Here is a 14356-nt window from a genome sequence, read left to right on the forward strand (position 1 = left end):
CGATTTGCATGAGGAAAAATTTTTAGGATGTGTTCTCATGCCGCTAAATGGTTAAAAGTTAAAAATCGGGTAAAATTAAGTAAAAAGATTGAAATAAAAGGATGTTCATAAAGGATATATTTTGTCGGGGTTTTGGATAATCACTAGAGAAATAACAACAGCAGAAAACAAGGTGATTGGAAAAGAAATATTCGTTCCTTACCAATCGGTCATTAAACAAAAAGGAGGAGAATGGTTATGAAATCTCAAGAAGCAGAACTTTTACCTGCACTGAGTAAAAAAGTAGTGGAAGGGATAACTGGCTTCCAATTATGTTCTTATTTAGTAGCGCTGGAAGGCTGGAGAAGAGGACTGGAATTAAAATGGTATCGAGACGAAACAAGTCTTTGTAAATTAGACAGAATGAACAGCAGTACACATGGAAAATTCTTTTCACTAAGTAATGGAGATAACCTGCATTATTTCTTTCGCTCCAGAGGAGACAAAGTAGCGAATAAGGCAGTAAGAATTTGTCAGAATAAAGAAGAAACAAAAGCGCTTCTTGAACAGAGTAATGTGCCTATTCCTATAGGAAAAACATTGGAAACAGATGCAGATATGATTGCTTACGCGAATGAAATTGGCTATCCTGTAATTATAAAACCCTTAAATGGAAGTATGGGTAAAGGTGTCTATACAAATATATCCAATGAAAATGAGTTAGCAGGAATTATTAAAGAATTAAGGTCGAAATATGCTTATCGTCAGTATATTGTGGAAAAGCATTATGATGGCAATGAATATCGAATTTATGTGGTTGGCGATAAAGTTATTGGCGCGACGAACCGGATTCCAGCCAATGTGGTTGGTGATGGAATAAACACGATAGAAAAATTGATTGAAATCAAGAACGAGGAAAGAAAACAGAATCCATATTTAGCACCGAAACCGATAAAAGTGGATTATGAAGTAACCTACATGCTGGAACGAGCCGGTTACACGCTGGATAATATTCCTGAAAAAGGGGAGCAGGTTTTCCTGAGAGAAAAAAGTAATCTGTCCTCTGGCGGGGATCCTATCGAAGCTACCGACGAACTTTCAGAAGAAGTGAAGCAGATTGCTGTAAATGGATTAAAGGCGCTGCCTTCTCTCCCTCATGCCGGAATAGATATTATTGTCAATCCGCGTGACAATCGAAAGGGAGTAGTGCTGGAGATAAATGGAACTGCAGAGATTGGTTTTCACTTATACCCATTAGCAGGGAAAGCAAAGGATGTTCCCGGAGCAATCATCGATCATTACTTTCCGGAAACAATAGGGGAAAATAAAACCCAATTTTACTTCGATTATCTCAGCTTATTAGGACCGTTAAAGCAATGCGCAGCAGATGAAATAAAAGTTGCCAAAACGCCATTGAAGGAAATGTTTGCTAAAAAATATACCGTCAGCGGGAAAGTGAACCGGGTAGGATATATGAATTATATAAAAAGGCAGGCGCTAAGAAGTAACCTTATTGGCTATGCGAAGAAAATAGATAACAATACGATTGAAGTCTATCTTATCAGTGAGAAAAAAGATGGGCTGGATATATTCAAGAAGTTTGTCAGCAAAGGGTCTAAAAAATCCATTGTTGAACAAATCGAGGAACGAAATCTGGAGTATTCAAACAGACCCAGAAAAATAGGTTTTCAAATAATAACTTAGTAAGAGAGAAGGATTGGACATGCAAGAAATCGGGATGTTGACCAATTTTAATAAGCCGACGGAATTAGCGAAAATGACTTCTCTAGTAGCAAAAGCATACGGCATGGAGCTAATCTATATACGGCCGAAGGATATTAATATAGAAGAGAAAAAGGTGTATGGAAAAATTCTAGTGAATAATAAATGGGTGGATAAAACAACAGATATCCCCCCTTTCATTGATGCTGCTCCATATTGTTTTATGAGAAAAAATAAAGAGAAAATGGATTTTTTAAGAAAAACAACCTTTTTATCAGATAATCGAAGGAACGTGGTAACAAAGGAGATGTTACAAAATACCTTAAGCAAGGATGAGCAATTTTCTCATTTGATGATACCAACGCATAAAATCAAGTCTTTCCAGGATATGGACAGCTATCTGCATGATTATCAGAAGATTGTATTGAAGCCGGGGAAAGGGCTGCGAGGCAAAGGCATCTATATTATTGAAAAGAAGGATAACGATTTATTTACAATCGGCTTTAATAAAGAAAAATGGGATGCTGATGTAAATGCACTGGAGGAATTTTTTGATAACACGGTAAGAGGAAAGAATTATATCCTCCAGAAATACGTTACGTCCAGAACCCCGCAAGGAGATCCGTTTGACTGCCGGGTCCATGTAGAAAAAGACGGAACAGGCAAGTGGGCTGTCGCTAAAATTTATGTGCGGATCGGTATTGGTCAGTCCGTTATATCTAATGTGAACCAGGGCGGAGGAATTAGTGATCCAAAAGAATTTCTCAAGGCAAACTTTAATGGGCAGCATGAGGAAATCTATCAAAATTTATTAAAACTCGGAACACAGATACCAAAAAAAATGGAGCAGCTGAGAGGAACACATATTATGTCCCTGGGGCTGGATATTGGAATAGATACGAACGGCAAATTATATCTATTTGAGGTAAATGATGGACCAAGTACCAAGGCAGTAATATCCGAAGTGGCATTTTTAAGAAGTAACTACTATTTGTATGTCTTAGAGAATCGATTAAACAGAAAAGTAAAAGTAAAAGATTCCACGGATGAATTGGAAAATAACCAGAAGGAAATCCGTGAATTAAAAGAAATAATTGCAGAAAAAGAGAAGCAATTAAACAGCATATTGAATAGTAAATCCTGGAAGCTGACAGGTGTTATGAGAAAAGTGAGAAGGAAGATGACCAAGAAGAAGTAGCAGCGAATCGTGACGGTTTCTAACCTTCTATCATAAAAAGATAAGGACTTACGTATTTTAGCTGAAATGCCAGCTGGAATCGCAGGCAATAGAAATAAGAAAATGCCGTAAAGCGGCCGTTTTCCTGAATTTTATAGGGGAAGGCCGCTTATTTAATGGCGTTTTTTCTTCACGCTGATTCTAATTTGTAAGCAGCCGTAAAAAAGATGTGAGAATAAAATTAGATTTATGATAAGATGTGTATAGAAAGCATGGAAAAAAGTAGAATCATATGTAGAGCAGATAACAAATAATACGAGTACATATAGCAGCCAAAGATTTAAATATTCCTGTTCACATGTATGATGGAAACAAGTGAATACAAAGATGAAGGAGAATGGTTATGAAATCTCAAGAAGCAGAACTTCTTCCCGACCTGTCAAAAAAAGTAGTGAAAGATATAACAGGCTTTCAATTAGATGCTTATGCGGTAGCTTTGGAGGGCTGGAGAAGAGGCTTAGAATTAAAATGGTATAGTGATGAAACAAGTGTATGTAAATTGCATCGAATAAACAGCACCACACACGGGAAATTTTTCTCTCTGAGTGATGGAGAGAGAACGCATTATTTTCTGCGCTCCAGAGGCGATAAAGTAGCCAATAAAACGATTGGTATTTGCCAAAACAAAGAAAAAACCAAATCCTATATGCGAAAACATGATGTGCCGGTGCCGCTTGGGGCAGCTTTGGAAAGCGATGAAGAGATTATCAATTATGCGAATGAGATCGGCTACCCTGTCATTATTAAGCCGTTAAGCGGAAGCATGGGAGTAGGCGTATATACCAATATCTCTGATGAACAAACATTGGTAACTATTCTGAAGGAAGTAAGAAAAAAATATTCCTACCGCCGATATTTAGTGGAAAAACATTATGAGGGCAATGAATACCGTATTTATGTCGTCGGAGATAAAGTGATTGGCGCCACAAACAGAGTCCCTGCAAACGTCACAGGGAATGGGGAAGACACGATTGAAAAATTAATTGAAATCAAGAATGAAGAAAGAAAAAAGAACCCGTATTTGGCGCCGAAGCCGATTAAAGTAGATTATGAAGTGACTTATATGCTGGAAAGAGCAGGATATACCGTAACCAGTGTTCCAAAAGAAGGCGAGCAAATCTTTCTGCGGGAAAAAAGTAATCTTTCTTCTGGCGGTGACCCGATTGAGGCAACCGATGAACTATCAGATGGGGTAAAACAAATTGCAGTCGACTCGTTAAAAGCACTTCCCTCCATCCCGCATGCCGGAGTAGATATTATTGTAGAATCGAAGGATAATACAAAAGGGGTCGTATTAGAAGTGAATGCAACCGCTGAAATTGCCTTCCATCTATTTCCGCTGGTCGGGAAAGCAAAGGACATTCCTGGAGCGCTAATCGATTACTATTTCCCGGAAACAGCAGGCGCTGAAAGAACACATTTTTATTTTGATTACCTGAGCATCTTAGAACCGATAAAAATGGGAGCGATCGAGGAGATAAAGGTCGCTGAAACGCCGTTGAATAAAAAATATGCAAAGAAATATACGGCAACCGGAAAACTCAACAGAGTTGGATATATGACGAAAATAAAACGATTTGCATTGGAAAGAAATCTATATGGCTATGCGAAAAAAATAGATGACAACACTGTCGACATATTCCTTATCGGAGAATCTAAAGAAGAGTTAGATGCATTTAAAGAATACGTGAAAAAAGGATCGAAAAAATCCGTCGTCAAAAATATTAGAGAAAAAGATCTTGAACTCTCTAGTAAACCTAGAAAAACAGGATTTAAAATTATAACGTCATCCTGATGGAACAGGGGAAGTATCCCTGTAAGACTTAATTAAAGGGATGTTATTATAAAATGAACTATTTGGAGTATATATACGCTGAATAGTTCATTTTTCTTTTGAAAATAACAGGCAGAGTGAGTTTAAAATAATCTGTTTTTAACCAATATTTTCCTCGTGATTATACAAAATGCCGTTCGGGTTAAATCAATGCTAAGTAAAAAGGGACATCCAATCAGCCAATAAAAATTTTTGAAAAATACATAAAATCATGTAAAAAAGTGTCTTTTTTGGTACAGTATATTTACATATAACAATGTGGAAGCACAGATTCATAGAAGGTTTAAATAACGGATGGCGGAGGTATAAGTATGTCACAGATGAAATTAGTTGCTACAGGAGATGTCCTGTTACATGACAGGGTATATGATAAATGTATAAAAAACGGGAAATATGACTTCCGGGATAAGATGGCTCCTGTAAAGAAATTATTACAAGCAGGAGATTTGTCGATTGTTAATTTAGAATCCATCGTAGCTGGGGAAGAATTTGGGCTTGCGACGTACCCAAGATTTAATAACCCGATTGAGATTGCAGAAAACTTAAAGGAATTTGGCACAGACATCGTCACCAATGCCAATAATCACAGCTTTGATTTTGGAGAAGAAGGGGTACAGAAATCCATCGAGAATCTTGAAAAGATAGGGCTGCCCTATGTAGGTTCCCATAAGTCCAAAGCAGATAAGGACACGTTCCGGATATTTGAGCGAAATGGCATTAAAGTAGCCGTGCTGGCGTATTCAACGGTTTCCAATAATAAGGATTTTCCTAAAGGAAAAAGATATTTATTAAACCGAATTATCGGCGGATCGACCATCCCTGTCAGAAAAACAATTGAGCGCTTAAAGGAAGAAGAGAAGGTGGATGTGGTCGTTGCTGCCGTGCATTTTGGACCGGAATATGCACTAAATCCATCATCTTTTCAAGTGAATCTAGCAACATCTCTATCAGATGCAGGCGCAGATATTATCCTTGGGCATCATCCGCATGTTTTACAGCCAGCGCAGTGGATACTGAATTCCCGGGCAAACAAATCGTTGGCAATCTATTCTCTGGGAAATTTGTATACTGGTCAATTTGGGGTCTATCGGCAAATTGGAGGGGTGCTTTCTCTGGATATAAGCAAGAACGAGGACGGACAAGTTACAATCGGACAGCCTGAAATGGATTTAACCTTCGTCGATGATGAGAACAATACCAATTTTCAAATGCATTTATTCCGGGACTATATCGAAGAAAATCGCCATATCAAAACAGACTTTGGCACATTTGATAGCTTAGAGATATATACGGAGCTGAAAAACAGATTAACACAATGGGTTCCAGACTGTAAACTTAGATAATCGGAACCTGATTACCCCTTTAATAATTCGGATTTTTCTGTTTCGGATGGGAATTCATGTATGTAAATAGTATCTATAATCATAAATGCACTCGATTTTATCAAACAACAGGAAGAAGGATTGTAGATGATAATTGGCTATATGCGCAATTTAAAAAAACCGGATTCGCTGGCAAGAACAACGTCACTCATTGCCAAGTCATATGGAATAGAATTGCTCTATATGAACCCGGCAGATGTCGATATAAAAAAGAAAAAAGTATATGGAAGATTACTGATTAACAATAAGTGGGTGGATAAAGAGACGGGTATTCCCTCGTTTATCGATGTCGTCCCGTATTGCTTTAAAAAGGAAACGAAAGAAGTCATGGATTTCTTAAAAGAAACGACGTTATTATCCGAGGATCGGCGAAATGTCATCACGAAAGAATATTTACAAGAGGTATTGAGTAAGGATGAGGCATTTTCCCACTTAATGATACCAACGCATCCGATGGAGACGTTTGAAGATTTGCATCATTACTTGAATGCGTATCAAAAAGTTGTGCTGAAGCCGGAAAGCGGACTGCGCGGTAAAAATATCTACTTTATAGAAAAGGTAGAAGCGGATGTATTCCATATTGGTTTTAATACAGAAAAATGGAAGGTTCCTTTAAATGAACTGAAATCATTTTTCGAAACTACGTTAAAAGGGAAAAATTATTTCCTTCAAAAATACGTTGTATCAAGAACGCCTCAGGGTGACCCGTTTGACTGCCGGGTGCATGTAGAGAAAAATGGCAGAGGCCGGTGGGCAATTGCTAAGATTTATGTGCGGATCGGCATCGGACAGTCTGTTATTTCCAATGTGAACCAAGGCGGAGGCGTCAGCGATACCAGAGAATTTTTAAAAGCGAACTACGGGGACAAGTGGCAGGAAATCTATCAATATTTAAAAAAGCTTGGAAAAATAGTTCCGGAGAAAATGGAAGAGCTGCGAGGGAAGGATATTATGACACTAGGGCTGGATATCGGAATCGATCAAAGCGGTGAACAATTCTATTTGTTTGAAGTGAATGACAGCCCCAGCTCCAAAGCATTGAAATCCGATGTAGCTTATTTTAGAAGCAATTACTACTTATATGTGTTAAAAGAAAAATTAAATATTCATGTGAAGGATGCAAAGGAAGAGGCAGAAGCCCTTTCGGACAGAATCGCTCAATTGCAAAAAGAACTAGGAGAAAAAGACAAGGCACTCACTGGCATGGAGAAGCAAATGGTTCAAAAAGAGAAAGAACTCACCAGCAAAGAAAAACGGCTGAATAGTACCTCCTGGAAAATGACAGGCATTTTGAGAAAAACTAAAAAAATATTTGTAAAGAAGTAGCCATATGCGTGTCACAATATAAAGAAAACTTAATAGAATTGAAATCATTCAAAGCGTAGGATATGTCCCTAAAACCCGGACAAGCAGCGAATTGTATTCTATTACATGCATTTTAAAATAAAACAAAAAATAGAATAAGGGGACTGTTTTATGAAAACACAACAAGTAGAACTCCTTCCGACACTGACAAAGGAAGCTGTAAATGATGTTACTGGCTATCAGCTATGCGGTTATTTAATTGCTTTAGAAGGATGGAGAAGAGGATTAGAATTAAAATGGTACAGAGACGAATCCAGTCTTTGCAAATTGCATCGTATGTTCAGCAGCACGCATGGGAAATTCTATTCTTTAAGCAACGGAGATACGCTCCATTACTTCTATCGCTCCAGAGGGGATAAAGTAGCGAATAAATCAGTCACGACATGTCTGGATAAAGAAAAAACAAAAGCTTTTCTTGAGCAGGGGAATGTACCTGTCCCTAAAGGAAAGACATTAGAAACAGATGAAGCGATCATTGATTACGCGAATGAAATTGGTTATCCGGTTATTATCAAACCATTAAAAGGCAGCATGGGAAAAGGCGTCTACACCAATATTGATAATGAAGCGGAACTGACGGCTGTTTTAAAAGAATTAAGAAACAGCTATTCCTACCGCCAATATATCGTAGAAAAACACTACGATGGCAAGGAGTACCGTGTATATGTTGTCGGCGATAAGGTTATTGGCGCGACGAACCGGATTCCTGCCAATGTGGTTGGGGATGGGATAAACACCATTGAAAAATTGATCGAACTAAAAAATAACGAGAGAAAAAAGAATCCGTATTTAGCAACCAAGCCGGTAGAAGTCGATTACGAAGTCAATTCCATGCTGAAAAGAGCCGGCTATACAGTAGAAAGTATTCCGGCAAAAGACGAGCAGGTCTTCTTAAGGGAAAAAAGCAATCTGTCTACTGGCGGAGACCCAATCGAGGCAACGGATGAATTGACAGACGAAGTGAAGCAGATTGCTGTAGACGCGTTAAAGGCACTGCCATCTCTTCCACATGCCGGGTTAGACATTATTGTCAATCCAGAGGATAATCGAAAAGGCGTGGTGCTAGAAATCAACGGAACAGCAGAAATTGGTTTTCACCTGTTCCCCTTAGAAGGAAAGGCAAAAGATGTACCTGGTGCTATCATGGATTATTACTTCCCGGAAACAATCGGGAAAGAAAAATCCAACTTTTATTTCGACTATCTCTGTATGTTAGAACCATTAAAAAAATATGCTGTGGATGAAATGAAAGTGATCCGGACACCGGCAATTAACATGTACGCCAAAAAATATACGGTAACCGGAAAAGTGAATCAGGTAGGATATCTGGGTTTTATCAAAAGACAAGCGCTGAAGAACGATCTCTTTGGCCATGCGAAAAAAATAAATAAAAATACGGTGGAAGTCTACCTGATTGGCGAGGAAAAAGAAGTCCTGGATACATTTAAAAAGACAGTAGCGAAAGGAAATAAAAAGTCCTCTGTCGAGAAGGTAGAAGAACAGGACCTAGTCTATACAAATGAACCAAGAAAGACCGGATTCCAGGTCATCACAAAAACAAACCGCCGCTGAAACCGTCAAAGAATAAAGAAGTAGTTAAATAGCCTGCCAGAGAATGGGCGAAAAAGAATGGGAATAAAACCAATCTGGCCTTCTCTGGCAGATACATAAGGTGGGAGATTATGAGGGCAAAGGATTTAACGGGAAGAATATTAAATCGATCGAATCGAATGATTGTCTTGGAAGCACATAAAAGAGGGGTAGAGATCACCCCACTGTCAAATAAAAGGTTTAAAATGGCGTACAATGGCAAGTCGTATCTTATTAGAAGAGGAATGATTGTAAACAGCTATAATACCTCGCTGGCCATTGAAGTGACGAACCGAAAAGAAATCACGAGCAGGATGCTGAGAGGGAAGGGCTTTCCGGCTCCGGAGAACATCGTGTTTTCCAATACAGATGTCGAACGGGCATGGGCGTGGGCGCAGCCAATTTTACCAGTCGTAATAAAGCCGTATAACGATGCAAAAGGTACAGATGTATACGTGAAACTTACGGACTATGATGAATTTGTGCATTGCTTTCATAAGGTCGGCGAAAAGCATAAAGAAGTGCTTATCGAGGAATACATCAGCGGGAAAGAATATCGTTTTACCTATGTAAAAAATGAAATTGTAGGCGTTGCACACCGAATTCCAGCTAATGTGACTGGAGACGGTGTTTCGACCATTGCTGAATTAGTAGAGACGAAAAACAAAGAACGGGAGCAAAGAAAAAATCCCATTCATATCAAAATAAAACTAGATGAGGAAATTGAACGGGTATTATCTAAATTGAATTATACATTTCAGACTATCCCGGCCGACGGTGAGATGGTATACTTAAGGTCGAATTCCAATGTGTCAACAGGCGGAGACGCCATTGATGTAACGGATGAGATCAGTTTTGAAATCAAAGAAACCGTCAGAAAAGCGGTTCGGGCTATCCCGGGAGCAAGAATATGCGGCGTGGATGTTTTAATCAATGGAGAGGATATTCATATTTTGGAAATGAATGTCGGTCCTCTGGGTCCTATGCTTACCATGCATCATTTTCCGTGGGTTGGAAAAAAGAGGGATGTCATTGGGAAAGTAGTCGATGCATTATTCCCGGACACAGCAGAAGTAAAAGTAGAATAGCGATGAAGAATATAGCAATTAGCATGTTAAAAGAATGAAAAGGTGGGAATATCCATGTACGAAGTAGGTATTATGACTAATTTTAAAAAACCTACAAAACTGGCAACAATGACAGCATTAATAGCGAAATCATACGGAATTGAAATTATTTATATGTCACCGAAAGATGTTAGTATAGAAGAAAGAAAGATTTATGGGAAAGTAATGGTTAATAATAAATGGGTTGATAAAAAAACCGATATTCCACCTTTTATTGATGCAGCTATATATTGCTTTAAAAAAGATAATAAAGAAGTCATGGACTTTTTAAGAGAGACGACATTTCTTTCGGATACGAGAGAAAACTTGATAAATAAAGAGAAATTACAAGGAATATTAAAGGAAGATCCGAAATTCGCTCATTTAATTATTCCTACGCATAATGTAAAGACATTTGATGATGTCTATCCCAACTTAATGAAATATAATAAAGTCGTGATAAAGCCTGGAAATGGAATAAAGGGCAAGGACATCTATTCTATTGAAAAAATCGGAGAAGATCTCTTTACAATAGGCTATCAGCGAAATGAGTGGGATGTTCCATTAAATGATCTGCGAGAATTTTTTGATGAGGTTTTGCAGCACAGGAATTATATTCTTCAAAAATACGTTGCGTCCAAAACACCGCAGGGTGATCCCTTTGATATTCGGGTACATGTGGAAAGAGACCGCTCCGGCAAATGGTCGATTGCAAAAATCTATGTACGGATCGGAATCGGGCAGTCTGTTGTCTCGAATGTGAGCCAAGGAGGCGGCGTCAGTGAACCTGTTGCCTTTTTAAAAGCATTCTATGGAGATAAATGGGAGACGATTTACAGTAATTTGGTGACGATAGGAAAGACACTGCCGAAGAAAATGGAGAAGTTAAGAAAAACACACATCATGTACCTGGGAATAGATATTGGCATCGAATCGAATGGCGATTTGTATTTATTTGAGACAAATGATGGGCCAGGCACCAAAAATGTTATTTCCGAGGCAGCCTTCCATCGAAGCAATTACTATGCCTATGTCATGAAAGAAAAATTAAATTATCCAGTAAAGCAGCTCGTCGATGTAATCGAGGATGACCAGCATAAGATTGCTCAATTGGAAATAGCGAATTCCCAATTAGAAACAGCCGTAAGCAAGGAAACGAAGAAAACAGCGAAAAAAGAAAAACAGATCCAGGATATGATAAACAGCACCTCATGGAAGGTGACCGGGTTCCTCAGAAAAGCGAAGAAGCTGGTGAAGAAAAGTTAATCAATGGAACGAAAAAAAGGAACGATGCATGGCACTGTGAAGTCATGCTTCGTTCCTTTTGATGGGTCTGGATTTGATAATAGCTCCAAATGGTTTATTCAGTTGTTTCTACAATACGTTCGAAACTAATATCTTCCTCATCAAATAACATAAATTCATACAATCTAACTGGCTCGCCTGGATACTCAAGAGTATATCCAATAACTGCATCTACTGTAGCGCCTGGTTTTACGTCCGTATCCCCCATCTCTACTAGCTCAGGTTTATAGTCCTCAGGGAATTGCCCGTTTGCTCCCATTAAAGTTTCTACTGTTGTATCCGTTTCTTGCTCTGCGCCAATACCTTGTGAAAACCAAGGGCTTGTTGCCTCATCGCTATTATTAGTAAATGTCAATTCAATTGCAATAATTTGTGTTCCGTCACCAAATTGGCCTTCCATCTGTTCGATTTCTTTTATTTCATATATATAATCACCAGTATCTAAATATGAGTCGCTAACTTCATCCGTTTGTTCTTCTTCCTCATCGTTAGCTTCTTCGCCAGTATCTGAATCTTCTTGTTCGGTTTCTTCTGCAGACGCTTCTTCTGTTTTGTCTGTTGAAGTGTCAGCTGATGTATCACTATTAGATGAATCATCGCCACATGCAGCTAAAAATAGTACCATACCTACTAATAAAAATAATAATTTCTTCAAAATAATATCCCCCTTTAAGCTACTGCTTTTTCTTTCGTTTTATCTTTTTTCATAACACCCATTAGTCCAGCGATACCAATTAAAATAGCAGAAACTAAGTAGAACATAGAAATGCTTATAATTCCACCAACTGCAGAGATTAATAATAAAATTCCACCTAATTTTGCTTTTGATTTAACTACCACAGAACCTACAATAGCTAATGCTGAGAATAAAAATGCAGCCCAGCCTAATCCAGTAACTGTACTAGTTCCAGTTTCGCTGAATGCTGCATCAATACCGCCTATCATTAAAGCAAGTATGGCAGCGCCAAAACCAATAATACCTCCAATTAAGCCTAATACAAATTCTGTAGTTCTCATACATAATCAACCCCTCAATTAATTTTATATCTATATCAAAGCCAACCTATTTGTTGACTATTAAACTTTTTTCCTCCAGTGGAAAGGTTTAAATCTAGTAATTGCTTTTAGCATAGGGAATATGTAGTTAAGTTAGTACATCATTTTTACATTACTCGCACATAATAAATCTTGGTATTAGCTTAATTTTTAATCAATTTTGCTAGGCAAGCCACATCGTGTTTAATTTTGTTTTGACTAGTATTTTTGCTTCTACATGATGATTTGTTAGCCATTATATAGCTTCAACTAATTTAATGCATGAATAGGAATATTATACCGTATTGCAGTAATGAATAATAGATGAAATTTGCATTTTATAAAAAATTTTCTTATTTATATAGACATCTTCTTTATTAAAACGGGGATGGGGATTCAAAATAAGTTATTTTTGCTTAACTGCAGTTATTCTATTAAAAAATCGGGGAAGATACCTTTACGATAGGATATCAGCGAAATGGATGGGATGTTCCATTAAATGATCTGCGAGATTTTTTTGGTGAGGTGCTGCAACAAAGGAATTACATCCTTCAAAAATATGTTGCATCGAAAACACCGCAGGGAGACCCTTTTGATATACAGATTCAGGATATGATAAACAGCACCTCATGGAAGGTAACCGGGTTTCTTAGAAAAGCGAAGAAGCTGGTGAAGAAAAATTAAACAATGGAACAAAAAAAGGAACGAAGCATGGCACTGAGAAGTCATGCTTCGTTCCTTTTGATTATTCATCTGCTGCTTGCTGTTGAAGATAATGATAATAATCGGCTTTCAGGTTAATAATTTCTGCTTCCCCGAACTCTACGCCGGGAGCAGCATTGACCTCAAATATATAGATTTTTCCATCCGTATCGATCCCTATATCGATCCCAAGGCAGGAGGTTTGTTTTTGATAGAGAGCTTCCAATTTCGGAGGAAGATATTCTGCGACATAGTCAAACTCCGCTTTAATAACCTTCCAATCCTCTGGATAATGAAATTTAATAAATGGAAGCAGTTTTTGTACGCCGCCGCCTTGGGCCACATTCGAAACAACTTTATTATTGGAGCCGATGCGAATCAGAGGAATGGCCACAGCCCATTTTCCCTCTCCATTTTTTTCTAGCCGTATCCGGCAGTCAAAAGGACTGCCCTCTGTGGTAAGGGATTGAATATATTGTTGTGCTAAATATACCTTGTCATCTATTAATTCTTCGATATAAGCTTTGAGTTCTTCCGCAGACAGCATCTTTTCCGAATTATTGACGTACAGCTGATAGGAATCTTCACCGATCTGATGGACCAAATAGACCCCGATACCTTTGTGACCGACTTTGGGCTTAAGAATAGCCCGCTGATGCTTTTGGATAAATTGCATAAAAGAGTCGAAGTCCGTAATTTGAACCGTATCCGGAACATATTTTGCAAACGTTCCATCCTCAATCAAAGTATTGTAGAGCTTCAGTTTACTGCCAAATCCCTTCAGATTTAACAGCGTGCTTTTCTTTTTTAGGAAAGCAGCCACATTTTTATATTTATAGCAATAACTGTTCAAATCAATAAATGCAGGAACAGGGATTTCTATCTCACGCCATTTGTTATTATGCAGCGTAAACCCGTTAATCACCTCTTTATCTACATCCACATTTTTGGGATGACTGTAGATAATCTCAATTTGATAGTACTTCGCGGCTTTTGCTAATAATTTTACATATTCGGGTGGTTTGGTAAAATTCCTCATATAACATATATACATGTCGCGCCTCCTGTAATCTTGGTGTTAAATAGGACGATGTGTAGC

Annotated in this window: 11 protein-coding genes; 8 read left to right on the forward strand and 3 right to left on the reverse strand. The window is 38.1% G+C overall.

What is annotated here, in order from left to right:
• Nucleotides 1-237 precede the first annotated feature (237 nt).
• The 8 genes from BN986_RS03835 to BN986_RS03870 all read left to right on the forward strand — a co-directional run bounded on the left by BN986_RS03835 (nucleotide 238) and on the right by BN986_RS03870 (nucleotide 11481).
• Complete coding sequence (locus BN986_RS03835; RefSeq protein ID WP_040978316.1) at nucleotides 238-1683, forward strand: acylphosphatase; 1446 nt, start codon at nucleotides 238-240, stop codon at nucleotides 1681-1683.
• A gap of 19 nt (nucleotides 1684-1702) precedes the next feature.
• Nucleotides 1703-2899 (forward strand): YheC/YheD family protein, encoded by a 1197-nt coding sequence (locus BN986_RS03840; protein WP_040978317.1) that lies wholly within the window; start codon nucleotides 1703-1705, stop codon nucleotides 2897-2899.
• Between the two features lie 382 nt (nucleotides 2900-3281).
• Nucleotides 3282-4733 (forward strand): acylphosphatase, encoded by a 1452-nt coding sequence (locus BN986_RS03845; protein ID WP_040978318.1) that lies wholly within the window; start codon nucleotides 3282-3284, stop codon nucleotides 4731-4733.
• 350 nt (nucleotides 4734-5083) lie between these two features.
• The gene (locus BN986_RS03850; protein WP_040978319.1) at nucleotides 5084-6115 is read left to right on the forward strand and encodes a CapA family protein; all 1032 of its coding nucleotides are present in this window, start codon (nucleotides 5084-5086) and stop codon (nucleotides 6113-6115) included.
• A gap of 126 nt (nucleotides 6116-6241) precedes the next feature.
• Entirely contained in the window at nucleotides 6242-7480 is a 1239-nt protein-coding gene (locus tag BN986_RS03855; protein WP_040978320.1) for a YheC/YheD family protein, read from the forward strand.
• Nucleotides 7481-7630: 150 nt separating this feature from the next.
• Complete coding sequence (locus BN986_RS03860; RefSeq protein ID WP_040978321.1) at nucleotides 7631-9091, forward strand: acylphosphatase; 1461 nt, start codon at nucleotides 7631-7633, stop codon at nucleotides 9089-9091.
• A gap of 110 nt (nucleotides 9092-9201) precedes the next feature.
• Nucleotides 9202-10197: an ATP-grasp domain-containing protein gene (locus BN986_RS25650; protein ID WP_052400615.1), complete on the forward strand. Its 996-nt coding sequence runs from the start codon at nucleotides 9202-9204 to the stop codon at nucleotides 10195-10197.
• Between the two features lie 54 nt (nucleotides 10198-10251).
• Complete coding sequence (locus tag BN986_RS03870; protein ID WP_040978322.1) at nucleotides 10252-11481, forward strand: YheC/YheD family protein; 1230 nt, start codon at nucleotides 10252-10254, stop codon at nucleotides 11479-11481.
• A gap of 94 nt (nucleotides 11482-11575) precedes the next feature.
• Here BN986_RS03870 and BN986_RS03875 read toward each other — a convergent pair whose 3' ends face one another.
• From BN986_RS03875 to BN986_RS03885, 3 genes are all read right to left on the reverse strand, one after another.
• On the reverse strand, nucleotides 11576-12175 hold the full coding sequence (locus tag BN986_RS03875; protein WP_040978323.1) for a DUF5067 domain-containing protein: 600 nt from the start codon (nucleotides 12173-12175) through the stop codon (nucleotides 11576-11578).
• A 14-nt stretch (nucleotides 12176-12189) separates the two neighbouring features.
• The gene (locus BN986_RS03880) at nucleotides 12190-12537 is read right to left on the reverse strand and encodes a DUF4064 domain-containing protein (protein ID WP_040978324.1); all 348 of its coding nucleotides are present in this window, start codon (nucleotides 12535-12537) and stop codon (nucleotides 12190-12192) included.
• Between the two features lie 763 nt (nucleotides 12538-13300).
• A complete protein-coding gene (locus tag BN986_RS03885; protein WP_040978325.1) occupies nucleotides 13301-14311 on the reverse strand; it encodes a YheC/YheD family protein in 1011 nt (336 codons plus the stop codon).
• Between the last annotated feature and the right edge of the window lie 45 nt (nucleotides 14312-14356).

Source organism: Oceanobacillus jeddahensis, from assembly GCF_000750635.1.
GTDB classification, from domain to species: Bacteria; Bacillota; Bacilli; order Bacillales; family Amphibacillaceae; genus Oceanobacillus; species Oceanobacillus jeddahense.

Excerpts from the sequence above, each read along its gene's own strand:
- BN986_RS03835 (WP_040978316.1), top strand. The coding sequence starts at position 238 with ATGAAATCTCAAGAAGCAGAACTTTTACCTGCACTGAGTAAAAAAGTA.
- BN986_RS03840 (WP_040978317.1), top strand. The coding sequence starts at position 1,703 with ATGCAAGAAATCGGGATGTTGACCAATTTTAATAAGCCGACGGAATTA.
- BN986_RS03845 (WP_040978318.1), top strand. The coding sequence starts at position 3,282 with ATGAAATCTCAAGAAGCAGAACTTCTTCCCGACCTGTCAAAAAAAGTA.
- BN986_RS03850 (WP_040978319.1), top strand. The coding sequence starts at position 5,084 with ATGTCACAGATGAAATTAGTTGCTACAGGAGATGTCCTGTTACATGAC.
- BN986_RS03855 (WP_040978320.1), top strand. The coding sequence starts at position 6,242 with ATGATAATTGGCTATATGCGCAATTTAAAAAAACCGGATTCGCTGGCA.
- BN986_RS03860 (WP_040978321.1), top strand. The coding sequence starts at position 7,631 with ATGAAAACACAACAAGTAGAACTCCTTCCGACACTGACAAAGGAAGCT.
- BN986_RS25650 (WP_052400615.1), top strand. The coding sequence starts at position 9,202 with ATGAGGGCAAAGGATTTAACGGGAAGAATATTAAATCGATCGAATCGA.
- BN986_RS03870 (WP_040978322.1), top strand. The coding sequence starts at position 10,252 with ATGTACGAAGTAGGTATTATGACTAATTTTAAAAAACCTACAAAACTG.
- BN986_RS03880 (WP_040978324.1), bottom strand. The coding sequence starts at position 12,537 with ATGAGAACTACAGAATTTGTATTAGGCTTAATTGGAGGTATTATTGGT.
- BN986_RS03885 (WP_040978325.1), bottom strand. The coding sequence starts at position 14,311 with ATGTATATATGTTATATGAGGAATTTTACCAAACCACCCGAATATGTA.